Source organism: Ruegeria sp. SAZA006, assembly GCF_059613465.1.
Genome location: NZ_JBXWSO010000008.1, coordinates 1 through 25,529, shown reverse-complemented (window position 1 = coordinate 25,529; position 25,529 = coordinate 1). Strand labels below are relative to the sequence as shown.

Genomic DNA, 25,529 nt, shown 5'->3' with positions numbered 1-25,529 from the left:
CTTGCTCAGTACCGCACCAAAGTGCGGGTCTCGATGCTCTTCCGGATGGTGTTGACGGTCGGGTCCTCGACCATATCGAGCGCGCTGTGCGCGACGGAAGGCAACCCCTGATTGTCGTAGATGTTGAAAACAGCGATTTCATCCAGGCTCATTCGAGACAGATAGACCCAGTCATGGCTTGCATTCCCGACAAGCCCCATGATCTGCCCTTTGCGGTCAGGATAGATCAGGTCAAGCAGGATCCAGTCTTTGGGGTCGACGGACGAAGGGCGGACGAACCCCAGCGGCGCGCTGTTGATCGGGTGATCGACCGGCCGCCAGAGATTGACAAAGGCATAGTGCCCTTTGCTCCACTCGGCCGCCCGCTCGGCGCCAAGCAAATCCTCCAGCCGTTGCCGAGCACCGTCCGCGCTGTAATCGCTGTGGACATTGCGCGCGGGCTTGCGCGTCGCCTTTGGGTCGTCCACGCGCAAGGTATGGTCAAAGATCACGACCTCGCGAACGCCGATCTTTGCGGTCAGCAGTTGAGCCAGCTCGTGTTCGTAGGTCCGTTTCCACTGATCCCCGGAAAAATCGCGGATGGCACTGGGCGCATTCAGAAACTCGACGCCGTCGGGGTCAAAGCGCAGGGGCCGCCCGGATGTCCGCATATCAGTCAGGTTCACCTGTGTCGGCAATAGTTCGGGCGAAATCAGGTTGCCGACAATGCCGCCGGCGTCCAGTTGGAACGCCTGCCGTTCAGGTTTGTGAACGTGATAGTTTACGATACCGGTTCGTTGCATCTGTACCCTCACTGAATTGCGGATGACGCAGCCCCTGGCTTTATCGACGTTGGCTCAGAACCAGTTCACGGTTTCGGCCATCGGGCGGCGGGTCTTGGGGAATTGCGGATCACTGGCGCGATACCCAAAGGCAAACATCACCGCGGGTTTCCATTTCGAGGTATCTACCCCGAAATGATCGGCCAGAGTCTGGGTGGTGAGTTCCATGTCAAACCCTTCGATGGGGCAGGAATCGATACCCATCAAAGCAGCGGTCGTCATCATGTTGGCCAGAACGATATAGGCCTGTTTGCCGGACCAGTCGGTGATCTCGCGTTCAGTGGTGATGCGATGGTCGGTTGACTGGAACTTTCCATAAGCACCGTTGAACAATTCGATGACGTCCTCGGGCAGTTGTTTGACCTTGCGATAGTGGTCCTGCAGATAATCAGACCCAGCGGTCATGGTTGCCGCAGTGCTGGCCAGAATGATGCCAAAATGGCTGGCTGTCCCCAGCTGGCCGGAGCTGCCGTTCATCATGCCATTGGCGCCCCAGGAAAACTCGCGCAAAAGCTCGCGTTTTTCGGGCGATTGGATGACAAGAATTTTGAACGGCTCGTGCCCGAAAGAGGTGGGCGACAGGCGGCCAGCTTCAAGAATGGTTTCGAAATCGGCGTCGCTGATCTTTCGGTCAGGATCAAAGACCTTTGTCGCGTGCCGGAAATTGAAGGCTTCGAGGATCTGTGACTGAACGTTCGGGCGAACGGACATTGGTGGCTCCATTTGGTTTGTCTTCCGTGGAGCCAGAAATATCACTTGCAGAATCCGATGAAACAGCGGATATCAGGTTTCAGTTTTCGGTTTTTGCGTATAATAGGCTAATGGACACACAAGCGCTTCGTCTTTTTGTGCTTGCAGCGGACAAGCTGAACATATCAGCCGCCGGGCGCGAACTGGGGTTGGTGCCTGCAGTCTCAAGCGCCCGACTTGCCAAGCTGGAGCATCAGCTGGGTGTCGAGTTGCTTCACCGCTCGACCCGGAAAGTATCGTTGTCTCTGGAGGGCGCTGAGTTTCTACCTTATGCGCGCGAGATTCTGGCGCAGGAGACTGCGGCCTTGGCCGCTTTGGGGCAGGGGTCGGCCCAAGCCACCGGCACACTCCGGTTTACTGCGCCCAGCACATTTGCCCAGCTCTACATTGCTCCAATCCTTGCAAAGTTCCAGGAACAGCATCCGGGTGTGACCCTGGACCTGCGTCTGTCGGATGCGCAGTTTGATCTGATCGAAGGCAGCTATGATCTTGCTTTGCGGAACGCACCGCTGATCGATACCAGCCTCAAGGGGCGCAAGCTGGCGGATGACAAACGCATCCTCTGCGCGGCACCGAATTACCTGTCGGCCCACGGAGAGCCCGAGACGCCGGATGATCTGGTGCATCATCGGCTGATCGCATTTCGCCACACCCGGGCCCGGGCGCTGAAATCTGCCCGGGGAGCCGTCGCAAGCTTCGATCCCGGAGCCACGAAATGTCCATTGATCATGGATGACGGGCTCAGCCAGAAGCTGGCCACCGTGGCAGGGGCGGGGATCTCGATGAACTCACTGTGGAGCGTTCAGGAGGAGCTTGCCTCGGGCAAGTTGCGTCATGTCCTTCCCGAATATGAGGCGGCGGAAGACAACGTGCTGTGGCTGATCTATCCCAAGTCGAACGTATTGTCGCCAAAGGTGCGGGTCTTCATGGATTTTCTGATCACCGAGATCGGCGTAAAGCCTCCGTGGGAAAGATCATTGGACTGACTGATTGCGTTCAGTTGCTTCGGGCTGGCGCAGCAAAGGCCCGATTAGCCGTTCTGAAAGTAGAACGACAGCTTCCGGCTGACCCCGCCCGGAGGTTTCGGGAAGGGCGATGCGCGGCGGACCTGTTCCTTGGCGGCCCTGTCGACCTCGGTCGAGCCGGAACTGTCGATGATATCGACCCAGGCCAGTGTTCCGTCCGGATTGATTTCAAAGAAGACTTTCGCAAAGCCGCGAACCGAGACATAGACCGGCGGAGTTCTGTTGAGGTGGACAAGAACCTGCCCGGCGTAATTGGTGACATTCGAGTTGCCCGGGCCTCGACCGCCGGACTGATTGGAGTTGCTCCCTCGGGTAAAGGCATCGACCCCCTGTCGGCGATAGGTCGTCAGCGGTGAGTCGATCTGCTTGTTGGGAAATCGCAGGTTGTCAAAACTGTCCAGCCGGCTGGCCCTTTGGTCGGGTACAGGGGCCGGAGCAGGGGTCCGGTCCGGAAGGCGCGGGCGGATCGATGTTGCAACCGCCAGATCCGAGACGCCGTCTTCGGTGTCGCTTTCGACCGGTTGCTGCTCCTCCGCCGGCACTGAGGGGTCCGGGATCGGCGAGGGGGCTGGCAGGGCAGCTAGTTGCTCTGGTTCCGAAACCGGGGCCTCTATGGGTTCGACCGGTGCTTCGGGCGCCGCTGCGGACTGCCTTTCGGCTTGGACGGGCGGTGTTTCGTCGACCTCATCGGCGGCCTGCCGATCACCTTCGGCCGAGTCCGCCGGCTCAACGATTTCCGGAACGGGCTGATCAGGCTGCACCGGGTTGGTTTGTCCGATATCAGGCGAGTTGACCTTTTCCGGGTCCGACGAGGCGACCAGTGTTTCGCTGACGGGTATTTCGGCCCGGTCCGGCTCTGTCGGTTGTTCGACATCGGGCTCGGGCTCTTCTGCGGGGGTTGGCGGCTCGGGCGGGGTCGCGGTTTCCGCCAGATCTTCGAACGCGTTGCCCAAGGCAATCGTGTCCGGTTGCGGTCCGGCCGTCGCAGGTTCCGCAGGGTCCCGCGCGGCTGGCAGCAGCAGGAAAAGGTGGAGCAGCACCGAAAGCACAACGGCCAGCGCCGCGACAAACAGCGATTCCCGGATCATTCGAGCGCCCGTTCGGTCACTGCAAAGACTGCTGTGGCGCCGAGACGGCGCAAGGCGCCGGTGACTTCGATCAGGCGTGCCCCGGAAACGTTCCGGTCAGGCACGATCCGCACGGGTTCTTCCCCGCGACCGGTCATGTAGGTCTGCGGATCCGTCGGTGTTCCGCGAAAGCTGAGCGTCCCGTCAGCGTGGAGAACCAGTGCGTCGGGTGGTTCGCGGCCGTCCAGATCGGATGTGTTGACCAGTTCCAAGTCCGGGTCCAACGGTTGAGCTACGGTTCCGGCGATCAAAAAGAAGATCAGCATCAGAAAGACCACGTTGATCAACGGAATGGTCGAGTCGCGCTTGCGGCTTGGGCGGTCGTGGCGGATCATGGCGTCACTCCAGAACCGTTACCGACAGACCGTCGAGGCCGCGCAGTTTCACCAGAAAGTCAACAAGCCGTTGGGCGGTGACGTCGCCGTCAAGACTGACCAGCACCTGCCCGGGCTGCAGTGCCTGTGCCAATTCATCCAGCGAGAGCGGTGCTCCGTTCAGCACCACGCGGTTCGCCCCCAATTGCACAAAAGCGCGATCCGACGGGGCGCTGGACTCTGATGGGCCCGCGGCTGCGCTGCTGAGTTGAATTTCTCCGAATGTCGAAAAGGTCGACGTCAGCATGAAGAACAGCAAAAGCAGAAAAATCACGTCGATGAGCGGTGTCATCGACATGGCGCGCCGAACAAATGGGGCCGCGTTACGCATGTCCCGGCGCGGCGACAAACGCGGTGCTTGTCGCTGCTGTAGGCAGCGCCTGGGTCGGTACGAGGATCGTGCGCAAGGCCTTGTCCGCGAATACCCGCTCGCGCGCGGTGCGGCTTTCGAACCAGGACAGGACCATGGATGTGGGCATCGCAACCGCCAGACCCACCGCCGTCGTCACCAGCGCAACCCAGATCCCACCTGCCAGCAGCGACGGATCCACACCGGCCCCGGCCGTCTGCAGGCTTTGGAAGGCTTCGATCATGCCCAGAACCGTGCCGAACAACCCCAGCAAGGGGGCCAACTGCGCGACTGTATCCAAAAGCCGGAACCCACGCTCGAGCCCGGCCAACGCTAAGCCGGCTTCGGCGTCCAGCCGTTCGTCCAGCCCAGCAGTATCCGGGGCGTTCATTGCCGCACCCACGATCGGGGCAAGGTAACTGCTGCTGGCGGCCAGACGCTCGCGCGCAGTGTCGTGGTCTCCGGCATCCCAGGCCGCCAATGCCTGGGACAGCACCCGATGGCGGCCGACGCCACAGGCCGCAAACTGCCAGAGCTTGTAGATCGAAACCGCCACGGTCAGGATCGACATCACAAGAAGGATCGCCACTACTGGCCCGCCCAGTGCAAGGATCTGGCCAAGCGCGTTGAAGATGTTCATCCCAAAAGCTCCATTTCCAAGCGGCTGGTCACCGAAAGGGTCGAATTGCAAAGATCACTCTCGGAACCGCCGGTTACGCAGGAACTGGCTCCGTTTATCAGAACGCGCCCCACCGTTGCGCATGGTCTGTCAGGCAAGTCGAACTGGCGTACACGCGGGCGGTCCTGCGGCAAATCCCTAAAATCGAACAATGACAGTTTGATCACCGAACCCTGCGTATCGAAGATCACGGTTTCGAAAACGGCTTTGTCGATCGCCCGTCCGGTTTCGTTGGTGATCAGGAATGACAGCCGACAGGCCTGCCCCACATCCTGCGCCGCGTTGAGTTCCAGCGACAACCTGGCGCCATCGGCGTCAGACGATTGCGCACCGGCCGCAAAGGGGAGGGCTGACCATGCGATAAGGGCGGGTAAAAGGTGACGCAGTTTCAATGATAGAACCTCATTCTGAACATGTGGTACCTGCAGCCCGCCAAGCAGTGCTGGCGCCGTGCCTGTAATAACTTAGACCGGCAGTACGGGGAAGGGTTGGTGGGGGCTTTGTGATCGTTCGTCAGGCGAAACCTAGCCAATACTTTTGCAGGTCCGCGAGGGTCGCTCAGGTTTCGACAAGGTATCTGTCCGACAGAGGCAGGCTGGCTGCCCCCAGGGCGCGGGCATCCGGACCAACTGACCCGGCCAGAACCGACGGCTGCTCGAGCCCGGTAAAGTTCAGCCGGGAGAGATGCGTCTCGACGCGTTCGATCAAGCGCGCGGTAACGCTCTCGGGCAACCAGCCATCGATTTTCACCGTTTCAAAGTCGATCAGGCTGCAGGAAGACAGGATCGCATAGGCCAGACCTTTCGCGGCCTCGTCCATCCATGCTTCGAGAAGCGTGTCCGGCATGTCCCAATGGTCCGGGGTCTCCCACATGTGGAAGGGATCCAGCCCTGCGGCGACAAGCTTCTGCTCAAGCACGCACAGGCTGGCGACATCGATCAGGGGTTTGACTGCGCCCGAGCCGACGGGAACCGGCAACGGACCCAAGGCGCCTGCATTCCCGCGCCCGGAAAAAATGACGCCGTTGAGGACGACACCCCCGCCAATGAAGTAGCCCATGTAGAAATACAGAAAGTTCCGCGGTCTTTCGGACGGCCCGAAGACCAACTCTGCCCCGCAAGCCGCGGTGGCGTCATTCTGCAAATAGACCGGGATATTTCGCGCTAGGGAAAGGCTGGCCTGCAGATCGGCCGAGCGCCATGGATCCATCTTTTCTTGTGGGACATTCAGGGTCTGCGCCCAGTCCCAGAGATAGAAGGGCATCGCAATGCCCAACCCGGCCACCCGGTCACGCGACGCTGTCGGCATCTGGTGTATCATCCGGTCCAATGTGCCGGTGGCGAAATCCAATGTCGCACCGGGGGTGGGATAGTCGTAGGTCTCCCGCGCGCGATCCCGTACTTTGCCGAGGAAATCGGTCAATACCAGCTCGGTGCTGCGGCGGCCGACCTTCAGCCCTAGGAAATAGGCCCCATCCGGATTCAGGCGCATTGGCACCGAGGGTTGCCCAACCTTGCCACGTTGTGGCTCGCCCCGCAGCAGCAACCCATCGCTTTCCAGTTGGCGCATGATCACCGAGACAGTCTGCGCCGACAATCCGGTCATGCGGGCCAGCTCCGATTTGGCGAGCGCCTGGTGCCGGCGGACCAGTGACAGCACCAGTCGTTCGTTGTGGGCGCGCATGCCACTTTGGTTCGTCCCGCGCACGGTCGAAACGCGCTCGGGCGGATTGCTCTGCGCTGATTGTTCCTCGGGCACGGGCCGCTCCTCCTACGATCAAGAATGTGGATGCGCCTACCCAGTGTCAATAATAAATAAGAGTGATTTATTTATTGACAGAACCCGAGAATCACCGGATGGTTTTACACATGGGAGCCGGCAGAATTCCGTCCGGACTCCTTAGATGCCCATCGGGTATCGGAGATATTGGGAGGAAAAGCCTTGAAGATTTCAGCATTTGCTGGCGCGACCGCGCTGGCCTTTACAGCCATGGCAGGCGCTGCCGCCGCGCAGGACACGGTCTGCCTGATCACCAAAACCGACACCAACCCCTTCTTCGTGAAGATGAAAGAGGGTGCCACAGCCAAGGCCGAAGAGCTGGGCATGACGCTCAAGGCGTTCGCCGGCAAGATCGACGGCGACCATGAAACTCAGGTGCAGGCGATCGAGACCTGCATTCTGGACGGCGCCAAGGGTATCCTGTTGACCGCATCCGATACATCGTCGATCGTTCCGGCCGTTCAGCAGGCACGCGACGCGGGTGTGCTGGTCATCGCGCTGGATACACCGCTCGAACCGATCGACTCGGCGGATGCGACTTTTGCAACCGACAACTTTCTGGCGGGCGAGCTGATCGGCAAATGGGCCGCAGCCACGCTGGGAGACGAAGCCCAGAACGCGAAGATCGCGATGTTGGATCTCGCAGTCAGCCAGCCCTCGGTCGGGGTGCTGCGCGACCAGGGATTCCTGCAGGGCTTCGGCATTGACTTGGGCGACCCGAACAAATGGGGCGACGAGACCGACCCGCGCATCGTAGGCCATGACGTCACCGCCGGGAACGAAGAGGGTGGCCGCAAGGCCATGGAGAACCTTCTGGCCAAGGATCCGATGGTCAACGTGGTCTATACGATCAACGAACCGGCTGCCGCCGGTGCGTATGAGGCGCTCAAGGCCATCGGCCGCGAAAACGATGTGCTGATCGTTTCGGTCGACGGCGGCTGCCCCGGTGTGCAGAACGTGGCCGACGGTGTGATTGGCGCAACCTCGCAGCAATACCCGCTGCTGATGGCGTCGCTTGGCGTCGAGGCGGTCAAGAAATGGGCCGACGAGGGCGTGAAGCCCGAGAACACGCCCGGCAAGGACTTCTATGACACCGGTGTTGCGCTGGTGACGGACAAGCCGGCCGAAGGCGTTGAGTCGATCTCGGTCAAAGAGGGCATGGACCTCTGCTGGGGTTGATCTGATCCCTTCAAGGGGCCGCAGCGCGCGGCCCCTGAATTGAACCACGACCTCACCCGAAATTTTGCTAGAGTCGCCCCAAGACGGGAGCTTGACGCATGGGGGAACCTCACTGATGTCCGACACATCTAGACAGTCCGACGACTTCGAAGCCGCGGCCAAAGGCAGCCCGGAACAAGTTGCCGAATTCGAAGATCACCACCGCGGGTTCATGGGGACGGTCCAACACTTTCTGCATGTGAACCCTTCGCTGGTGCCGCTGATCGTTTTGGTCGCGGCGATCCTGATTTTCGGCGCCTTGCTGGGCGCCAAGTTCTTTTCGCCATTCGCACTGACCCTGATCCTGCAGCAGGTACAGATCGTCGGCATCGTGGCCGCCGCCCAGAGTCTTGTGATCCTGACCGCCGGGATCGACCTGAGCGTGGGCGCGATCATGGTCATGTCCTCGGTGGTGATGGGCCAGTTCACCTTCCGCTATGGGCTTCCGCCCACGGTGGCGATCCTGTGCGGTCTGGCCATCGGGACCGCCATCGGCGCGGTGAATGGGTTCCTGGTCAGCCGGGTCAAGCTGCCGCCCTTCATCGTGACGCTGGGCATGTGGCAGATCGTTCTGGCAGCCAACTTCCTGTATTCACAGAATGAAACCATCCGGTCGCAGGAAATCGAGGCCAACGCCCCGATCCTTCAGCTGTTCGGCGCCAAGTTCAATGTCGGCGGGGCTGTGTTCACGGTCGGGGTGATCTTCATGCTGGTGCTGATCCTGGTGCTGGCCTATGCGCTGCGGCATACCGCGTGGGGGCGCCATGTCTATGCCGTGGGCGACGACCCCGAGGCCGCCGAGCTGTCGGGCGTCAACGTGCATCGCACGCTGATGTCGGTCTACATGCTGTCGGGGCTGATCTGCGCCTTTGCCGGCTGGGCGCTGATCGGGCGCATCGGCTCGGTCTCGCCCACCTCGGGGCAGTTGGCCAACATCGAAAGCATCACCGCCGTCGTGATCGGAGGCATTTCTTTGTTCGGGGGGCGCGGGTCGATCCTGGGCTCGTTGTTCGGGGCGCTGATCGTCGGCGTGTTTACCCTGGGCCTGCGGTTGTTGGGCGCGGATGCGCAGTGGACCTTCCTTCTTATCGGTATGCTGATCATCGCCGCCGTGGCCGTGGACCAGTGGATCAGAAAGGTAGCAGCGTGATGGAACCCATTCTCAAAGGGCGCGATTTGGTCAAACGCTATGGCAAGGTCACGGCGCTGGATCACTGCGATTTCGACCTTATGCCGGGCGAAATCTTGGCCGTGATCGGCGACAACGGCGCGGGTAAATCGACCTTGATCAAGGCGGTTTCCGGTGCCGTCGCCCCGGATGAGGGCGAGATCTGGCTGGAAGGGCGCAAGGTCGATTTCCACTCGCCCATCGACGCGCGCGAAGCCGGGATCGAAACGGTCTATCAGACGTTGGCCATGTCGCCCGCCCTGTCGATCACCGACAACATGTTCATGGGGCGCGAGATCCGGCGCAAGGGGCCTTTGGGCTCAGTATTCCGGATGCTCGACCGCCCTGCGATGGAGAAGTTCGCCCGCGACAAGCTGAACGAACTGGGGCTGATGACGATCCAGAACATCAACCAGGCGGTCGAGACCCTGTCCGGGGGACAACGTCAGGGCGTGGCCGTGGCCCGTGCGGCGGCGTTCGGGTCCAAAGTCATCATCCTTGATGAACCCACCGCGGCGCTTGGCGTTAAGGAAAGCCGGCGGGTTCTGGAACTGATCCAGGACGTGAAATCCCGTGGCATTCCGATCATTCTGATCAGCCACAACATGCCCCATGTGTTCGAAGTGGCCGACCGCATCCATGTGCATCGACTTGGCAAGCGGCTTTGCGTGATCGACCCCAAAGACTACACCATGTCCGATGCCGTGGCCTTCATGACGGGCGCCAAAGAACCGCCGGAACAGGATCGCGCGGCATGACGACCGAAGGGTCATCGCCGCAGGCGCTGGCCGAGCGGATCGCCGAAGCCGTGGCCGGGCTGGCGGGCGGTGAAACCCGCCAGCTTGTCGCCGTGGCCGGGCCGCCGGGCGCGGGGAAATCCACGGTGGCCGCGCTTGCACAACAGGCGCTGCAGGTGCGCGGCATTCCGACCGGTCTGCTGTCGATGGATGGTTTCCACTATGACAACCAGATCCTGACGGCACGCGATCTGCTTCCGCGCAAGGGCGCGCCCGAGACATTCGACCTGCCGGGCTTTCACGCCTTGTTGCGCCGTCTTCAGGCCGAAGACGAGGTCGCCGTGCCCGAGTTCGACCGCGTGCTCGACAAGTCCATCGCAGCCTGTTCGTTCGTGACCCGCGACCAGCGGGTGGTGATCGTCGAGGGAAACTATCTGCTGCTGGGCGAACCGGGATGGGACGATCTGCGCGACCACTGGGCGCTGACCGTGTTTCTGGACGTGCCCCTGCCGACGCTCGAGGCGCGCTTGCTGGACCGTTGGATCGGGCTGGGCCTGTCTCGCGATGAAGCCGAGCGCCGAGCCTTCGCCAATGACATTCCCAACGCCCGGCGCGTGGTGCAGAACTCGGGCGCAGCCGATCTGGTGCTGCGTTAGCCCAGCGCCTTGTACATGTAGGTGGTGGGTTCGAACACAGGTTCGAACGGGTTGCGACAATAGCCGGGAATCTCTCCGGCGGTTTCGAATCCCAGGCTTTGGTACAGGATGCGCGACGGGTCGGTGCTGCGCGTGTCCAGCACCAACAGGGTTCGGCCCAGTTCGGTGGCGCGCTCCTGCAGGGCGCCCATCAAGGCGCGGCCCAGTCCGCGCCGCCGTGCGTCGGGATGCACCAGCAGCTTGGCCACATCGGCGCGGTGCGGCTGGTTGGGCATCGCAGCCGGAATCAGCTGAACCGTCCCTTGGATGCGTCCGTCGCCATAGGCCACGAAAAGATCCACGTCTCCGGCTGACAGCCCGGGGCGCACGCGCTCCTGCCAATAGGCGCGCGCGGCGTCACGGGAAAACGGCAGAATGAACCCGATGCTGGCGCCGGTATGCACGCAGCAATGCAGGATTTCCGCCAGGTCCTCCACCGCTTGGTCAAAAGTCGTTTCGGTCAGGCGTGTAATCATATCAGCACCAGAATGTAGCGGGCGCCGCGGGACGCCTCGGTTTCAAAGCGGGTTGCGCCTGACAGATGATAGCGCAGGCAATCACCCCCGTTCAGCACATGGGACGTGCCATCAACGGTCAGGGTCAGCGCGCCATCCAGCACGATCAAGTGATGTTCCTGCCCGGGACGTGGTGGTGCGTCATAGGTAATCGTGGTGCCGGGCGGGAGGTGACATTCCAGAACCTCGCCCGTCAGCCCCGCCGAGGGGGGCGAAACCGACCGCCGTGTGAACCCGGTTTCGGGGTCGCGCCATTCGATCTGCCGTTCGTAAGGAACCTTGGGGTCGAAGCTGTCCTCGACCATCATCAACAGGCGCGACATAGGCAGCCCGTAGGCTGCGCACAAGCGGCCAAGATTCTCGGCCGTCGGGCTGACTTCGGCCTTCTCCATGCGCGACAGGGTGGCCCGACTGACACCGCTGGCCTGCGCGAGTTGTTCAAGTGACCAGTCCCGACTGCGGCGCAGGTCGCTCAGGTGGCGCGCGAGGCGGCTGGACAGGTTGTCTAGCATTTCTCATATCCGAGAATCAGTTTCGATAATGAGAAAATTAGCAGAAATAGATAAAATAAAAAGGGGCGCCTGTTCCGCGCCCCTTCAACTGCTCGATATGATGGCGGCTTACTTCCAGCCAACCTCGTTGAAGATCTTCTGGGCCTCGGGGATGTTCTTGGCGACTTCAGACAGGTTCACTTCATCAGCCTTGAATTCACCCAGAGCGGCCACGTTCTCGGCCAGCTCAACACCTTGGACGGCCGGGAATTCATCGTTGCCGTTCGAGAAGTAGACCTGTGCCTGATCGCTGGCGAGGTATTCCAGGAACTTGACCGCATTGTCCTTGTTCGGGGCATGGGCCGCGACGCCCGCACCCGACAGGTTCATGTGTGCGCCTTCGGCATCCTGCGCGGGGAATTTAATACCGATCATGTCGACGCTGTCAGACAGGCCCTTGACGTCTTTGCGCAGGGCACGTGCAAAGTAGTACGAGTTCGACACGGCGATTTCGCATTCACCGGACACGACTCCACGCAGCTGATCGGTGTCGCCGCCCTGAGGTTCACGCGCCATGTTGGCCACGACGCCCTCGGCCCATTCTTTGGCCTTTTCTGCGCCGTGATGGGTGATGATCGAGGCCAGCAGGGTCTGGTTGTAGGTGTTGCTGGACGACCGGATGCAAACCAGCCCTTTGTATTCAGGGTCGGCCAGATCCAGGTAGGTGGCCGGAGGGTTGGTCACGTCATTCTTGTCATAGAAGATGATGCGCGCGCGCTGCGAGAAGCCGAACCACTGGTTGTCTTCGTCCTGCAGGTTGGCGGGGATGCGCTCTTCCAGAACTTCGCTGTCGACCGCCTGCAGCAGGCCCGCGTTCTTGGCCCGCGCCAGGCGCGAGGTGTCAACGGTCAGCAGGATGTCGGCGGGCGAGTTCGCGCCTTCGGCTTCCATCCGCGCGATCAGCTCGTCGGCCTTGCCTTCGATGCGGTTGATCTTGATGCCGGTGGCCTCTTCGAAATCGGTGTAGAGACGCTCGTCGGTGTCGTAGTGGCGCGAGGAGTACAGGTTCAGCTCGCCATCGGCGGCGGCCGATCCGGCGATCAGGGCCGACAGGGCGGCGGCGATAAAGCTCGTGGTTTTCATCTGTGGATGTCCCGGTTGTCGAATCTCATGAGCGGGGTATTTCCCGACTGATTTGCTCAATTAAACGATTTCGGGCGGGATGCAAGAAAATCCGACAAAATTACTTGGTCTAATTTGCCGCAGCGTGTTTGGGTGCGCCGGCCAGGGTTGGCTAGCGCGGGCGTTGAATTGTCTCGACCGACAAAATGGTCGGCAGATGCCTGGCGATCTCGGTCCAGGTTTCGCCTTCGTCGGCGCTTGCAAACACCGAGCCGCTGTTGGTTCCGAAATAAACACCCGCAGGGTTGCAACAATCTCCTGCCATCGCCTGGCGCAGAACCGTGAAAAAGCAGCTGGTCTGCGGCAGCCCTTCGCGACAAGCGGTCCAGCTTTGGCCACCATCGGTCGATTTCCAGACCGCCGCCGCTGCATTCGGCGGATACCGTCCGATGCTGTCTCCATTCAGGGGAATGGTCCAGATCGTATTGGGATCGTGGGGATGGACGTGGATTGGGAATCCAAAGGTCGACGGCAACCCGCCCGAAATATCGTCCCAGCTGCGCCCGCCATCGGACGAACGCCAGACACCATGATGGTTCTGTTGATACAGCAGCTCTTTGGTGTCGGGCGCCCGGACCATGTTGTGCACGCAATGACCGATTTGACCGTCCCGCGGCGCTGCCGGATGGTCGTGCTGCCCGCAACTCTCGGCGTTCGACAGCCGGTTGCGCCGCTCCCACGTAGTGCCGCCGTCTTCCGAGGCGAATACTCCGGCCGCCGATATGCCCACCCAAAGCTTTTCCGCATCGTCTGGATCGGAAACGATCGTGTGCAGCACCAAGCCTGCGGCCCCCGGTGACCATTCTTCGGCCGAGGGGTGATCGGTCAGGCCATTGACCGTTTCCCAGGTCTGCCCAGCATCCGAACTGACCAACAGCCGCGCCGGTTTTGTTCCCGCGTACAATGCGCCGCCTGAACAATGCAGCGACCAGATCTGCGAGAACTCGTCGCCGAACGGTGCTGCTTCACCGGTCCAACCGATCAACTCGGCAAAGTCGGGATCGTTTGCGGCCCACTCGTCCTGCTGCCCCTGTGTGAGCTTGGTGACCTCCCAGCTCTGGCCCCCATCCTCGGAGCGCCAGACGCCGGCTCCGTGCCAGTCGCCGCCGCCGCCGGCCCAGAGTGTCCCGGTTTCGTCATCTCCGACGACGTGGTTGATGGGCCAGCCGCCGCAATGCGGACCCGTAACGCGCCAAGATGCGCGATCCGAGTCTCCGATGATCACGAAGGCACCCTTGGTGGTGCCCACCAGTATGTCGATGCAAGAGTGTTTCATTCGTTTCGCGCTCCCGGCTGTTTTGGACAGCCTAACACGAACGGTCCGTCTCAGCGCGCGGCACAAAAAAACCGCGCCCGGAGGCGCGGTTCTTTGAAACAGCGATTTGCCGCTCTCAGCCCTGACGAGCTTTGAACTTGCGCTGCGTCTTGTTGATCACATAGACGCGGCCTTTGCGACGCACAACCCGGCAGTCGCGGTGCCGGTTCTTGAGCGAGCGGAGCGAGTTCTTGACCTTCATGGTCTCTCTCCAATTCTGCGGCGCCTTCATCAAGGACGTGGCCAGCGCCTGGGTTAGCGGGTGCCCCGGGTCAGACCCGAAACAGTGAAAAGATGGTGGGCGGTACAAGGATCGAACTTGTGACCCCTTCGATGTCAACGAAGTGCTCTACCGCTGAGCTAACCGCCCACTTTCCCTTTGCGTATCCTGCCCCATAACGAAACGGGGCGCGGATCTCCGCGCCGGTGGAGGGGTCTATAAAAGGAGTCGCGAAGGGGTTCAAGGGGTTTGGTCCAACAATTTTCCGGTCTATGTTATCGGCAAAGAAGGAGAGGCCATGCACAGCGCCGCATACGCTTTGGAAATGCCCGCAGAACGCACGTCGTGCGTTGTTTTTTCTTCGCCACATAGCGGCCGGAACTATTTGCCGGGCTTTCTGGATCGTTCGGTTCTGAACCGCAATGTGATTCGCTCTTCCGAAGATGCCTTTGTCGATCAACTGTTCGCTTCCGCCTCGATCCATGGCGCACCGTTGATTGCGGCGCAGATGCCGCGCGCGTTCCTTGACCTCAACCGCAGCGCCGAGGAACTGGATCCTGCGTTGATTCTCGGCGCGCGCCGTCAGGGACACAACCCGCGCGTGGTATCGGGGTTGGGCGTGATCCCCCGTGTCGTGTCCAACGGTCGCGCAATCTACAGCGGCAAACTTACGATGGACGAAGCGCGCCTGCGCATCGACACCTATTGGCGTCCCTATCACGCCCGCTTGAAGTCTCTTTTGGCCGAATCGATCGACATGTTCGGACAGGCCATCCTGATCGACTGCCACTCGATGCCGCACGAGGCCGTTGCCATGGCAGGGAACCCCAAGGGGCGCCGTCCCGAGATCGTGCTGGGGGATCGGTTTGGTGCCTCGGCATCGGGCGTCATTGTTGATCAGATCGAAGCGGCCTTTTCGTCCGCCGGTCTGACAGTGGCCCGGAACACGCCCTTTGCAGGGGCTTACGTGACCCAGACCTACGGTCGTCCCGCCCGTCATCAGCATGCGATTCAGATCGAGATCGACCGGGCGCTCTATATGAATGAGAACACGATCGAGCCCAACGCCAATTTCCTGGCGTTCAGGGATATTCTGGAAGAAGTCATCGCGGAGATCGCCCGAATTGGTTCTCAGCCGGCACGGCTGGCCGCCGAATAGGAAGAGTCACCGCAGCGCTCGGCCCTTCACGATTGCATCAGTTCCATATTTTCGGCGGATCTCGTCGGTCGCACGCTCTGCTTTCGAGCGTTGCGTGGCCCCGGGGTCCAGCAGGTCGCCGGATATGTCGGCCTTATCTTCGGCGCACAGATCTGACAATCCGCAGCCCAGCAGACGATAGGGGCCCTGATCGCCGACCTGATCGAACAGCCCGCGGGCGGTGCGGTAGACGCGGTCGGCCATCTGTGTCGCATCCCGCAACGAGACCCGGCGGGTCAGCAGTTTGTGGTTGGCCTTCTTGAGCTTCAGCGTCACGACCCGCCCGGCCAGCCCCTTGGCCTTCGCACGGTCGGCCACCTTTTCGGCCATGCGCCAAAGGTGACCGTCCAGAATGTCGGGGTTGGCGGTGTCTTCGAAAAACGTTGTTTCATTGCTGATCGACTTCATCGGCTCGTGGGCCGAAACGCGCCGTTTGTCCTGCCCTCTGGCCAGGTGCCACAGCCGATAGCCCATCGAGCCGAAGCGCGCCGTGAGGGCCTCTTGATCCCATCGCAGCAAGTCCGAGAACGTGCGTATGCCGGCCCGCTCCAGTGACTCCTGCGCAGCCGGTCCGATGCCCCAGATCAACCGCACCGGCTTGCCGTTCAGAAACTCGGCGGTTTCCGCCTTGCCGATCACGGAAAACCCGCGCGGTTTGTCCAGGTCGGACGCCACCTTGGCCAGAAACTTGTTGTGCGAAAGCCCGATCGAGCCAGTCAGGCCCAGTTCGTCTTTCATGCGTTTGACCAGCCGTGCCAGCATCACCGCGGGCGGCGCACCATGCAGCCGCTGGGTGCCTGACAGGTCCATGAATGCCTCGTCCAGTGACAGGGGTTCGATATCCGGTGTCAGTTCGTCCATCATCCCGCGGATCTGTCGTGAGACCTCGACATAGACGGACATGCGCGGTTTGATCACCACTGCATCGGGGCATAGTTTCAGCGCCTGAAACATTGGCATGGCCGAGCGCACGCCGCGAATACGCGCCACATAGCAGGCCGTTGACACCACGCCACGCCGTCCCCCGCCAATGATCACGGGCTTGTCCGCAAGTTCGGGGTTGTCGCGCTTTTCGACCGAGGCATAGAACGCGTCGCAATCCATATGGGCGATGGTCAGGTCGAACAGCTCTGGATGTCGCAGTACCCGCGGGCTGCCGCAGGAGGGGCAGCGCCGTTCGTCGTGAAGACTGGCAAGGCAATCGCGACAGAGAGCGGGCATCATTTCCTTTCCACGGGCACCGCGAATGAGCGGTCTGGCCGAGGTGCCAAAACTACAACACCGCACGCTGCAGCGCAAAGCGATTGAACGAAAAGGTGGGGCCGACAAGAAGACCCCCCGCAGTTTCGCGGGGGGAGGTAACGGGCCTCAGGAAGACGCGGCCCGTTGGGGAGTGTCTCTTGATCAGAATCGCCCAAAAATGTCGATTTCGATAGGCTTACGAAGCAGGTCCCAAAACTCGTGTTTTTCATGTGTGTTTTGGGGCACAGAGGCAATTTGGCGCGGCCACGGCTAAAAGTGACGCAAGGTCAACCGCTTGCGCGCCAAATCTTGCTTCCGGAACGGGGATTTGCCGCGACTTGTCCTCGAAAGGTCACACCGAACGCAACTCGGCCAGAACGGCGTCGGCTGCAGCTTTGGGGTCGGCGGCCTGATAAATCGGCCGCCCGACCACGATGTGATCGGCCCCGTCATTGATTGCGGCGGCGGGTGTCGCCACGCGTTTCTGATCGCCAAGGTCCGACCCGGACGGCCGCACGCCGGGGGTGACGATAAGCCGGCCGTTGGCCTGAGGCAAGGCGCGGATCAGGGCCGCCTCTTGCGGGCTGGCGATCACGCCGTCGGCGCCGGCCTCGAATGCGCGGGTCGCGCGTTCCAGAACCATGTCCTGCATGTCGCCGGACTTCATCAAACCTGCATCCAGATCGTCACGGTTCAGCGAGGTCAGGATGGTCACCGCGAGGATCTTCAGATCCTTGCCTGCTGCGCCTTCCTTGGCAGCACGCACCACATGTGGGTCTCCGTGCACGGTGAGGAAATCCAGATCGAACTGCGCCAGCCCCCGCACGGCGTTTTCCACCGTGTTGCCGATGTCGAACAGCTTCATGTCCAGAAAGATGCGCTTGCCGTGCTCCTGCTTCAACTCGTTTGCCAAGGCCAACCCGCCACCGGTCAGCATGCCCAGCCCGATCTTGTAGAACGATACCGCGTCGCCCAGCGTCTCGGCCATTTTCAGCCCCTCCAGCGCGTTGGGCACGTCGAGGGCGACGATCAGGCGGTCATCTGCGGTTTGGGGCAGGGCTTCGGGCATTGTTTCGACCTTTCAGGCTTGACGGGATCGGCGCTTCTGTAGAGCGTGTGGCGCAATCAGACAAGAAAAGACGCAGGGAACTACAGGATGATACGGTTGGGTGTGGTGGCTTCGGCAGCTGTTTTGGCCGGGGCGGGCGCTGTCTGGGCCGGTGAAACGGATTGCGGCGAGGCCCGACTGGTCTGGGCGGACGTCAAGGACAGCGGGTCGGCGGCAGCCATCCAAAGCTTTGCCGAGGTCTACGCGGAGTGCCCGATCTACTCTCAGCTTGCACGCGAGCAACTGGCCGAATTCAATGGAGGCCCTCCTGAACCGGAGGAGGTCAGCGCCCCCAAAGAAGAGACGCGACGCCTGCTTGTCACCGACCTGCGAACCCGGCCTGAACCAGACCCCGACGATCCGCCATACGAGCCCGACTATTCGGACGGAGAATATGAGTGCCTGATGGCCGCTGCCGCTCCTGGCCAGTCGCCCTATTTCGACGGGGTGGAATGGGCGGATGTGGACGCCGAGAATGCGATGGCGATCTGTGCCGATCTACTGCTGAAAGACCAGAATGTCGACGCCGAGGTCGTCGCCGCGTTCGGCCGGGCGCTGATGAAAGGCGGCAAGCTGGAAATGGCGCTCGAGTTTTCGGAGCTGGCGGCAATGGAAGGCAGCGGGCTGGCGATGAACACGCTCGCTTCGCTCTATAACGAGGGTGAGATCGTTCCCGAAAACGATGAAACGGCGTTCGGGTGGTACATGGCGGCCGCCGATGCCGGCCTGTCCATGGGGATGCATAACGTGGCATACGGCTATGAGCACGGGGATGGTGTCGCGCCCGACATCGACAAGGCGCTCGAGTATTATGAACGGGCCGCGTATCATGGGTATGGTCCCTCAATGGTCCGCCTGGGCATCTTTCATCGCGACGGCACGCATGTCGCACAGGATATGGACCGCGCGGTCGACTATCTGGAGCGGGCCGCCGATCACGGGAACGTCGATGCCGCGGTGCATCTGGGCTTGATCTACGAAACCGGCCAGAACGGATATCCCAAGGATATCGAAAAGGCGGTGGAGTATTATTTCCAGGCCGCCGAAGAGGATGACGTCGTGGCGCTGCATAATCTGGGGTCGCTGACCTATCACGGGCGGGACGGCGTGCCCCAGGACACGCAGGCGGCGTTTGTCCTCTGGGGCAGGGCGGCCGAGCTTGGCCATATGGCCTCGCAGCGCAAGTTTGGCCGGCTGCTGCACGAGGCGGGCGAGATCGAAGGCGCGTTGAAGTATTACCGTCTTGCGGCCGAGCAGGGCGACGACGTTGCAAAAAAGCTGATCCGGGAAATCGAAGGCGATTGACCCCCACGGCTGGGCGGGGAGACCCTCGTTTCCCCGCTGTGGTCTAACTGTGCTATGGTGCCGCCATTCAGAAACAAAAATTGCACCAAAGGGACAGAACATGAAGCACCTATTTCCGCTGGCCGCCGTGGCCGCGCTCGCCGCTTGTGACGACACCCCTCCACAGCCCGAGACGGGCGCTGCACCGCCGCCCACCAACGACGATTTGTACCTGGTCGGCGGCTATCGGTCGGAAGATGACTGGTGCCAGTTGACCGGCGAAACCGCCTTTACCGTCAATTTCCTTGACCACACGGCCGACCTTGTCTCGTGCCCCACCGGCAGCGCTGCCGCGCAGTCGCTTGTCGAGATGCAGAATGCTCAGCAGGTGGCCGAAACCGGCGGCTATACTGTCTATACGATTCCCCGCGGCTGAGCGTTTTTCACCCGCTACCCTCTTGAAGCAGCGGGGACATTTCCCAAATTGATCCATGAGGCCCGGACCACTGCGTGCTGCCAAGCAGGCGCAAATCTAACGGGCGCTTGGAAAAGGAGAATGCCATGGACTTGAACAAGTTCACCGAGCGTGCACGAGGTTTCGTGCAGGCGGCGCAAACCATTGCGCTGCGCGAGGGACACCAGAGATTGGCTCCCGAACATATTCTGAAAGCGCTGATGGATGATGACCAGGGGCTGGCCAGCAACCTGATCAAACGTGCGGGCGGCGCGCCCGAGCGCGTGGTCGAGGCGCTGGATGTTGCCCTGACCAAGATCCCGAAGGTCAGCGGCGACGCGGGCCAGGTCTATCTGGACGGTCAGACCGCCAAGGTTCTGGACGAGGCCGAGAAGATCGCCAAAAAGGCTGGCGACAGCTTCGTACCGGTCGAGCGCGTGCTGATGGCGCTGTGCATCGTCAAATCCAAGGCCAAGGAGGCCCTGGAAGCCGGTGCCGTGTCCGCCCAGAAGCTGAACGAGGCGATCAATGACATCCGCAAGGGCCGTACGGCCGACAGCGCCAATGCCGAAGAGGGCTATGACGCGCTGAAGAAATATGCCCGCGACCTGACCGAGGCCGCCCGAGAGGGCAAGATCGACCCGATCATCGGCCGCGACGAGGAAATCCGCCGCGCCATGCAGGTGCTGTCGCGCCGGACCAAGAACAACCCGGTTCTGATCGGTGAGCCCGGTGTGGGTAAGACCGCCATCGCCGAAGGTCTGGCTCTGCGCATCGTGAACGGCGACGTTCCGGAATCGCTGAAGGACAAGAAGCTGCTGGCGCTGGACATGGGTGCCCTGATCGCCGGTGCGAAATACCGCGGTGAGTTCGAGGAACGCCTGAAAGCCGTTCTGAACGAAGTCACCGCGGCCGCCGGCGAGATCGTTCTGTTCATCGACGAGATGCACACGCTGGTGGGTGCCGGCAAATCCGACGGTGCGATGGATGCGGCCAACCTGATCAAGCCCGCGCTGGCGCGGGGCGAGCTGCACTGCATCGGCGCCACCACGCTGGACGAGTACCGCAAATACGTCGAGAAGGACGCGGCCCTTGCCCGCCGGTTCCAGCCCGTCTTCGTGCAGGAACCCACGGTCGAGGACACGATCAGTATCCTGCGCGGCATCAAGGAAAAATACGAGCTGCACCACGGCGTGCGCATTTCGGATTCGGCGCTTGTGTCGGCCGCGACCCTGTCGCACCGCTACATCACCGACCGTTTCCTGCCCGACAAGGCGATCGACCTCGTGGACGAGGCCGCCTCGCGTCTGCGCATGGAGGTGGACAGCAAGCCCGAAGAGCTGGACCAGCTGGATCGCCAGATCCTGCAGCTCCAGATCGAGGAAGAGGCGCTGAAGCTTGAAGATGACGCGGCTTCGAAAGACCGGCTTGAGGCCTTGCAGAAGGAGCTGGCCGAGCTCAAGGAGAAATCCGCAGAGCTGACCGCCCAGTGGCAGGCCGAGCGTGACAAGCTGGCCAGCGCCCGCGAGCTGAAGGAACAGCTGGACAAGGCGCGCGCCGAGCTGGAGATCGCCAAGCGCGAGGGCAACCTGGCCAAGGCCGGTGAGCTGTCCTATGGCGTGATCCCCGAGCTGGAGCGCAAGCTGGCCGAGGCCGAAAGCCAGGAAAGCAACGCGGTCATGGCCAAGGAAACGGTGCGTCCCGAACAGATCGCGGCCGTGGTCGAGCGCTGGACGGGTATCCCGACCTCGAAGATGCTGGAAGGCGAGCGCGAAAAGCTGCTGCGCATGGAAGAAGCGCTGCATGCCCGCGTGGTCGGCCAGGACGAGGCCGTGCGCGCCGTGGCCAACGCCGTGCGCCGGGCCCGGGCCGGTCTGAACGACGAGAACCGCCCGTTGGGCTCGTTCCTGTTCCTCGGCCCGACTGGTGTGGGTAAGACCGAGCTGACCAAGGCCGTCGCCGAATACCTGTTCGACGACGAACACGCGATGGTGCGGATCGACATGTCCGAATTCATGGAGAAACACGCCGTCGCCCGCCTGATCGGTGCTCCGCCGGGCTATGTCGGCTATGAGGAAGGCGGCGTTCTGACCGAAGCCGTCCGTCGCCGGCCGTACCAGGTGGTTCTGTTCGACGAGGTCGAAAAGGCGCATCCGGACGTGTTCAACGTGCTGTTGCAGGTGCTGGATGACGGTGTCCTGACCGATGGCCAGGGCCGCACGGTCGACTTCAAGCAGACGCTGATCGTGCTCACCTCGAACCTTGGGTCGCAGGCGCTGAGCCAGTTGCCCGAAGGGGCCGACACGGCGCAGGCCAAGCGCGACGTGATGGACGCGGTCCGGGCACATTTCCGGCCCGAGTTCCTGAACCGCCTGGATGAGACCATCATCTTCGACCGGCTTCAGCGGTCGGACATGGATGCAATCGTCGACATCCAGCTGTCCCGCCTGCGGAAGAGGCTTGTAGGGCGCAAGATCGATCTTGTGCTGGACGATGCTGCCAAGGAGTGGCTGGCCAACGAAGGCTACGATCCGGTCTTCGGGGCCCGTCCGCTCAAGCGCGTGATCCAGCGTGCCCTGCAGAACCCGCTGGCCGAGGCTTTGCTGGCCGGCGACATCCGAGATGGCGACACCGTGCCGGTAACTGCCGGACCCGATGGTCTGATCATCGGCGACCGGTTGGGTACCAGCGACCGCCCACGCCCGGACGAAGCCGTGGTCCACTAAGCTGCGGCTTGGCTGAAACAGGAAAGGCCCGCCAGAGACGGCGGGCCTTTTTCATGTGCACCATCAGTCGTGGTTCTGACGGCTTTTGCGCAATGCGCGCAAGTCGTTGGCACTCAGGCGCGGACCAGAATCGGGCGATGGTGGTGGTGCCAGTGGGGCCATGCGCTGGGCCGGATCCACCATATGGCGGCTGGGACGCCCGCCCTGCAGCTTCAGATAGGCCAACACCGCGCCCGCGGATTGCAGGCTCAGCCCCCAAAGCCCGACCAGGATAAAGCTGAGAAACAAGGCCACTGCAGGCCAGATCGGGTTTTCGATGGCGCCACCGCGGAACAGGCCTTCGATTTCGGTAACGGACGTTGCCAACGCCGGTAGCCCCGCCACGAATGCCACGGCCAGAAAGGCGAGGACATAAAGCACCATCATCGACACATAGCTGATGGCTACCAAAGCAAAGAGCGGCCAAAAGGAGGCACCCAGATTGCGGAAGGGCGTATAGGGTCGGTCGTCCGGATCACTGCCTAAGGCTGCGGCGGCCAGGGGAACCAGCAGACTGGCCCGCGCAGCCGAGGCTACCGTGAATACCGCAACCGTGACGACGAGGCCCGCCACAGAAACCGACGCGCCGGCCGAGGTCAGCCAGTCCAGTGCCGGTGTTTCGGGGGTCTTGGTCAGATCAACCAGATTCGGCGCGACCTGAACAAAGGCCAACCCGACCACTGGTGCAAGGATCAGGCCGATCGCCAGGGACTCTGCCCCGCCATAGGCAATGGCGGGCACGATCAGCTTGCGATAGCCCACACCGGGTCGGATCAGCTTTGACTGGAACCCGAACCGGGCGCCGACCATGATCGGGATCACGCCGGATGAGGCGCTGATCAGGAAGGTTGCGATGAACAGTGTTCCGGGCAGGATCAACCCGATGACGAACCCGATCACACCACCCAACGCACCGTACAGAAAAAGGCCAATGAGCAGGATCGGGAACGTCACCGCAAAGCGCCACAGGATCGAAAGGGACAAAGGAATGGTTTTGGTCAGTAACACGGGGCGGCCTTCACGCAGTCTCTGGTTGTTTCGGCGATACCTTATCGGGTGTGCAGCTTCCATCCCGTTGGTGCCGTTCCAAACAGGTGTTCGTCTGTGCGCGACGGGAATGCAACGCAGGCTTCGTTACAGTGCCGTCTCTCAATCGTGACGCAAGTTGCGTTGGTCCGGTGCTAAAACGGGGCTAATTCAAGGCTGATTTTTGTAAGTGAACGGAGAACGGAATGGCGCACCGCTGGATCAATACCCTGAAACATGCCGATACGACCCCGCGGACGGCGTTCCTGAACCGCCGACAGATCATGGCGGGACTCGCCGGATCGGGACTGGCGATGATCGCGGGCCGTGCTGGTGCTGAAGATGCGCTGGAGCAGAACACGTGGGAAGAGATCACCTCCTACAACAACTACTATGAGTTCGGGACCCGCAAGGACGACCCTGCGAAATACGCCCATACCCTCAAGACCGAACCATGGAGCGTCACGATCGAGGGGTTGGTTGACAGCCCGGGAGAGTACGATTTCCATCACATCATGTCCGAAATGACGATCGAAGAACGCATCTACCGGTTTCGCTGTGTCGAGGCCTGGTCGATGGTCGTGCCGTGGAACGGGTTCGAGCTGGCCGACCTGCTGAATATGGCCGGCGTGCAGGAGGGGGCGAAATACGTGGCGTTCGAAACCGCGCTGCGTCCGGATGAGATGCCGGGCGTTGCATATCCGGTTCTGGACTGGCCTTATCGGGAAGGTCTCCGGCTGGACGAAGCCATGCACCCGTTGACGATCATGGCGACGGGTATCTATGGCCGCCCGATCCCCAACCAGAACGGCGCTCCGCTGCGCCTGGTGGTTCCGTGGAAATATGGCTTCAAGTCGATCAAATCGATCGTACGCATCACTCTGACAGAGGAAGAGCCGCCAACCAGCTGGAACATGGCCAACCCGCGTGAATACGGGTTCTACAGCAACGTGAACCCGACCGTGGATCATCCGCGGTGGTCGCAGGCCTCGGAGCGCCGCATCGGCGGCGGGTTGTTTGCCAAGCGACAACCGACACTGATGTTCAACGGTTACGAAGAAGAGGTCGCAGGGCTTTATGACGGCATGGATCTCAGGGAATACTACTGAGGCCATGCACAAGCTGAACCAGATACTGCGCCGCGTTCCTGTCTGGGCCGTCTACATTGCCGGATTGGTTCCGGTGCCCTGGTTGTTCTACCAAGGCATGACCGGAGGCCTCGGGGTCGAACCGATCGAGGCTTTGGAACATGAATATGGAGAACTGGCGCTTCAGTTGTTGATCCTGGGCTTGGCGGTCACGCCGCTGAGGCGGCTTACCGGCTTGAACCTTATGAAGTTCAGGCGGGCCTTCGGCATTTTAACCCTGTCCTATGTGGCGTGCCACCTTTTGGTTTGGCTGGTTCTGGACGTGCAAGACCCAAGTCAAATCTGGGCAGACATCATAAAGCGACCCTACATCACAGTTGGCATGGCGGCATTCGTTCTGATGCTGCCGCTTGGGATCACGTCGAACAATGCCTCGGTCCGGTGGCTGGGGGCGGCTTGGCGGCGCCTGCACAAGCTGGTCTACCCGGCAGCCATTCTTGCGGGGCTGCACTACGTCATGCTGGCGAAGGGCTTTCAGGTCGAACCCCTGATCTACCTGTTCGTGATTCTTGCCCTGTTGCTGCTGCGCCTGCCCAAACCGGCTCTCAATACGGCGTCCCGGCGCGCCGATTCCGCGTGACTCGGGTGCTGGGCTGTGGGTAACCATGTGGGCAAGTCAGGCAGTGAGTGGTTTCTCACTGCGAGGCCTCAGCGAAAACTGAGCTCTGGGGAGATGTGGCGGCTTCAATATGCTGAAAATAAACAAATATTTTCGTTATCGCGATTTTTTCCCAATTCCTGTCATTTTCTGCTTGCGGTGATTTGTAGTTATCCTTAGAACGCCCTTCACCGGCGCTGCTGAGGCGGTGCTGACGGGTCGGAGAGACGGCCTGACGGACTGGAAAGACGGTTGAGACGC

28 protein-coding genes and 1 tRNA gene are annotated in these 25,529 nt (G+C 61.5%); 11 read left to right on the top strand and 18 right to left on the bottom strand.

The window, feature by feature from the left end; genetic code table 11:
* Positions 1 to 5 precede the first annotated feature (5 nt).
* Together AC2FNZ_RS08640 and AC2FNZ_RS08635 are read right to left on the bottom strand one after the other, a co-directional pair.
* A complete protein-coding gene (locus AC2FNZ_RS08640) occupies positions 6 to 782 on the bottom strand; it encodes a CmcJ/NvfI family oxidoreductase (protein WP_496840235.1) in 777 nt (258 codons plus the stop codon).
* A gap of 54 nt (positions 783 to 836) precedes the next feature.
* The gene (locus AC2FNZ_RS08635; protein WP_496840234.1) at positions 837 to 1,532 is read right to left on the bottom strand and encodes an NAD(P)H-dependent oxidoreductase; all 696 of its coding nucleotides are present in this window, start codon (positions 1,530 to 1,532) and stop codon (positions 837 to 839) included.
* A gap of 110 nt (positions 1,533 to 1,642) precedes the next feature.
* On the opposite strand from AC2FNZ_RS08635, the gene AC2FNZ_RS08630 reads away from it, so the two are divergent.
* The gene (locus tag AC2FNZ_RS08630) at positions 1,643 to 2,557 is read left to right on the top strand and encodes a LysR family transcriptional regulator (protein ID WP_496840233.1); all 915 of its coding nucleotides are present in this window, start codon (positions 1,643 to 1,645) and stop codon (positions 2,555 to 2,557) included.
* A 44-nt stretch (positions 2,558 to 2,601) separates the two neighbouring features.
* Here AC2FNZ_RS08630 and AC2FNZ_RS08625 read toward each other — a convergent pair whose 3' ends face one another.
* The 6 genes from AC2FNZ_RS08625 to AC2FNZ_RS08600 form a co-directional block, all read right to left on the bottom strand.
* On the bottom strand, positions 2,602 to 3,684 hold the full coding sequence (locus AC2FNZ_RS08625; RefSeq protein WP_496840231.1) for an energy transducer TonB family protein: 1,083 nt from the start codon (positions 3,682 to 3,684) through the stop codon (positions 2,602 to 2,604).
* Positions 3,681 to 4,058, bottom strand: a complete 378-nt coding sequence (locus AC2FNZ_RS08620; RefSeq protein ID WP_170343511.1) for an ExbD/TolR family protein — start codon at positions 4,056 to 4,058, stop codon at positions 3,681 to 3,683. The genes AC2FNZ_RS08625 and AC2FNZ_RS08620 overlap by 4 nt, the downstream gene beginning before the upstream one ends.
* A 4-nt stretch (positions 4,059 to 4,062) precedes the next feature.
* Positions 4,063 to 4,389 carry an ExbD/TolR family protein gene (locus AC2FNZ_RS08615; protein WP_496840230.1) on the bottom strand — a complete coding sequence of 109 codons (327 nt, stop codon included), beginning with the start codon at positions 4,387 to 4,389 and terminating at the stop codon, positions 4,063 to 4,065.
* 31 nt (positions 4,390 to 4,420) lie between these two features.
* Positions 4,421 to 5,086 carry a MotA/TolQ/ExbB proton channel family protein gene (locus AC2FNZ_RS08610; RefSeq protein ID WP_093965455.1) on the bottom strand — a complete coding sequence of 222 codons (666 nt, stop codon included), beginning with the start codon at positions 5,084 to 5,086 and terminating at the stop codon, positions 4,421 to 4,423.
* Positions 5,083 to 5,424, bottom strand: a complete 342-nt coding sequence (locus AC2FNZ_RS08605; RefSeq protein WP_254445155.1) for a hypothetical protein — start codon at positions 5,422 to 5,424, stop codon at positions 5,083 to 5,085. Before AC2FNZ_RS08605 ends, AC2FNZ_RS08610 begins: the two co-directional genes overlap by 4 nt.
* A gap of 259 nt (positions 5,425 to 5,683) precedes the next feature.
* On the bottom strand, positions 5,684 to 6,808 hold the full coding sequence (locus AC2FNZ_RS08600) for an ROK family transcriptional regulator (RefSeq protein WP_496840275.1): 1,125 nt from the start codon (positions 6,806 to 6,808) through the stop codon (positions 5,684 to 5,686).
* A gap of 306 nt (positions 6,809 to 7,114) precedes the next feature.
* Between AC2FNZ_RS08600 and AC2FNZ_RS08595 the strand changes: the two genes are divergently transcribed.
* The 4 genes from AC2FNZ_RS08595 to AC2FNZ_RS08580 all read left to right on the top strand — a co-directional run bounded on the left by AC2FNZ_RS08595 (position 7,115) and on the right by AC2FNZ_RS08580 (position 10,683).
* Complete coding sequence (locus tag AC2FNZ_RS08595; RefSeq protein ID WP_170366448.1) at positions 7,115 to 8,083, top strand: sugar ABC transporter substrate-binding protein; 969 nt, start codon at positions 7,115 to 7,117, stop codon at positions 8,081 to 8,083.
* Between the two features lie 115 nt (positions 8,084 to 8,198).
* Positions 8,199 to 9,272: an ABC transporter permease gene (locus AC2FNZ_RS08590; protein WP_093965462.1), complete on the top strand. Its 1,074-nt coding sequence runs from the start codon at positions 8,199 to 8,201 to the stop codon at positions 9,270 to 9,272.
* On the top strand, positions 9,272 to 10,048 hold the full coding sequence (locus AC2FNZ_RS08585) for an ATP-binding cassette domain-containing protein (RefSeq protein WP_496833013.1): 777 nt from the start codon (positions 9,272 to 9,274) through the stop codon (positions 10,046 to 10,048). The genes AC2FNZ_RS08590 and AC2FNZ_RS08585 overlap by 1 nt, the downstream gene beginning before the upstream one ends.
* Complete coding sequence (locus AC2FNZ_RS08580; RefSeq protein ID WP_496840228.1) at positions 10,045 to 10,683, top strand: AAA family ATPase; 639 nt, start codon at positions 10,045 to 10,047, stop codon at positions 10,681 to 10,683. The genes AC2FNZ_RS08585 and AC2FNZ_RS08580 overlap by 4 nt, the downstream gene beginning before the upstream one ends.
* On the opposite strand, the gene AC2FNZ_RS08575 is transcribed toward AC2FNZ_RS08580, so the two are convergent.
* The 6 genes from AC2FNZ_RS08575 to AC2FNZ_RS08550 all read right to left on the bottom strand — a co-directional run bounded on the left by AC2FNZ_RS08575 (position 10,680) and on the right by AC2FNZ_RS08550 (position 14,595).
* Complete coding sequence (locus AC2FNZ_RS08575; protein WP_496840227.1) at positions 10,680 to 11,198, bottom strand: GNAT family N-acetyltransferase; 519 nt, start codon at positions 11,196 to 11,198, stop codon at positions 10,680 to 10,682. The two genes, AC2FNZ_RS08580 and AC2FNZ_RS08575, sit on opposite strands and share 4 nt — an antisense overlap.
* On the bottom strand, positions 11,195 to 11,749 hold the full coding sequence (locus tag AC2FNZ_RS08570; protein WP_496840226.1) for a helix-turn-helix domain-containing protein: 555 nt from the start codon (positions 11,747 to 11,749) through the stop codon (positions 11,195 to 11,197). Before AC2FNZ_RS08570 ends, AC2FNZ_RS08575 begins: the two co-directional genes overlap by 4 nt.
* 108 nt (positions 11,750 to 11,857) lie before the next feature.
* Positions 11,858 to 12,871 carry a Fe(3+) ABC transporter substrate-binding protein gene (locus AC2FNZ_RS08565; RefSeq protein ID WP_496840225.1) on the bottom strand — a complete coding sequence of 338 codons (1,014 nt, stop codon included), beginning with the start codon at positions 12,869 to 12,871 and terminating at the stop codon, positions 11,858 to 11,860.
* A 151-nt stretch (positions 12,872 to 13,022) separates the two neighbouring features.
* Positions 13,023 to 14,186 (bottom strand): WD40/YVTN/BNR-like repeat-containing protein, encoded by a 1,164-nt coding sequence (locus AC2FNZ_RS08560; protein ID WP_496833018.1) that lies wholly within the window; start codon positions 14,184 to 14,186, stop codon positions 13,023 to 13,025.
* Between the two features lie 115 nt (positions 14,187 to 14,301).
* On the bottom strand, positions 14,302 to 14,427 hold the full coding sequence (ykgO, locus tag AC2FNZ_RS08555; protein ID WP_005648635.1) for a type B 50S ribosomal protein L36: 126 nt from the start codon (positions 14,425 to 14,427) through the stop codon (positions 14,302 to 14,304).
* Between the two features lie 93 nt (positions 14,428 to 14,520).
* Positions 14,521 to 14,595, bottom strand: a tRNA-Val gene (locus AC2FNZ_RS08550).
* A 148-nt stretch (positions 14,596 to 14,743) separates the two neighbouring features.
* Between AC2FNZ_RS08550 and AC2FNZ_RS08545 the strand changes: the two genes are divergently transcribed.
* On the top strand, positions 14,744 to 15,604 hold the full coding sequence (locus tag AC2FNZ_RS08545) for an N-formylglutamate amidohydrolase (RefSeq protein WP_260063509.1): 861 nt from the start codon (positions 14,744 to 14,746) through the stop codon (positions 15,602 to 15,604).
* A gap of 6 nt (positions 15,605 to 15,610) precedes the next feature.
* On the opposite strand, the gene AC2FNZ_RS08540 is transcribed toward AC2FNZ_RS08545, so the two are convergent.
* The gene (locus tag AC2FNZ_RS08540; RefSeq protein WP_496840224.1) at positions 15,611 to 16,864 is read right to left on the bottom strand and encodes a DNA polymerase IV; all 1,254 of its coding nucleotides are present in this window, start codon (positions 16,862 to 16,864) and stop codon (positions 15,611 to 15,613) included.
* A 373-nt stretch (positions 16,865 to 17,237) separates the two neighbouring features.
* Positions 17,238 to 17,954: an orotidine-5'-phosphate decarboxylase gene (pyrF, locus tag AC2FNZ_RS08535; protein ID WP_496840223.1), complete on the bottom strand. Its 717-nt coding sequence runs from the start codon at positions 17,952 to 17,954 to the stop codon at positions 17,238 to 17,240.
* An 87-nt stretch (positions 17,955 to 18,041) separates the two neighbouring features.
* Here pyrF and AC2FNZ_RS08530 point away from each other — a divergent pair, with 87 nt between their 5' ends.
* From AC2FNZ_RS08530 to clpB, 3 genes are all read left to right on the top strand, one after another.
* Positions 18,042 to 19,298: a tetratricopeptide repeat protein gene (locus AC2FNZ_RS08530; RefSeq protein WP_496840222.1), complete on the top strand. Its 1,257-nt coding sequence runs from the start codon at positions 18,042 to 18,044 to the stop codon at positions 19,296 to 19,298.
* A gap of 100 nt (positions 19,299 to 19,398) precedes the next feature.
* The gene (locus tag AC2FNZ_RS08525; RefSeq protein ID WP_093965477.1) at positions 19,399 to 19,713 is read left to right on the top strand and encodes a hypothetical protein; all 315 of its coding nucleotides are present in this window, start codon (positions 19,399 to 19,401) and stop codon (positions 19,711 to 19,713) included.
* A gap of 125 nt (positions 19,714 to 19,838) precedes the next feature.
* A complete protein-coding gene (gene clpB, locus AC2FNZ_RS08520) occupies positions 19,839 to 22,457 on the top strand; it encodes an ATP-dependent chaperone ClpB (protein ID WP_496840220.1) in 2,619 nt (872 codons plus the stop codon).
* 63 nt (positions 22,458 to 22,520) lie between these two features.
* Here clpB and AC2FNZ_RS08515 read toward each other — a convergent pair whose 3' ends face one another.
* Positions 22,521 to 23,504 carry a hypothetical protein gene (locus AC2FNZ_RS08515; RefSeq protein ID WP_496840218.1) on the bottom strand — a complete coding sequence of 328 codons (984 nt, stop codon included), beginning with the start codon at positions 23,502 to 23,504 and terminating at the stop codon, positions 22,521 to 22,523.
* Between the two features lie 224 nt (positions 23,505 to 23,728).
* On the opposite strand from AC2FNZ_RS08515, the gene msrP reads away from it, so the two are divergent.
* Both msrP and msrQ read left to right on the top strand, forming a co-directional pair.
* A complete protein-coding gene (gene msrP / locus AC2FNZ_RS08510) occupies positions 23,729 to 24,631 on the top strand; it encodes a protein-methionine-sulfoxide reductase catalytic subunit MsrP (RefSeq protein ID WP_496840217.1) in 903 nt (300 codons plus the stop codon).
* Between the two features lie 4 nt (positions 24,632 to 24,635).
* A complete protein-coding gene (msrQ, locus tag AC2FNZ_RS08505) occupies positions 24,636 to 25,250 on the top strand; it encodes a protein-methionine-sulfoxide reductase heme-binding subunit MsrQ (RefSeq protein ID WP_496840216.1) in 615 nt (204 codons plus the stop codon).
* A 55-nt stretch (positions 25,251 to 25,305) separates the two neighbouring features.
* Here the strand turns inward: msrQ and AC2FNZ_RS08500 are convergent.
* A partial coding sequence (locus AC2FNZ_RS08500; RefSeq protein ID WP_496840215.1) for a hypothetical protein occupies positions 25,306 to 25,529 on the bottom strand: 224 nt, incomplete at its 5' end.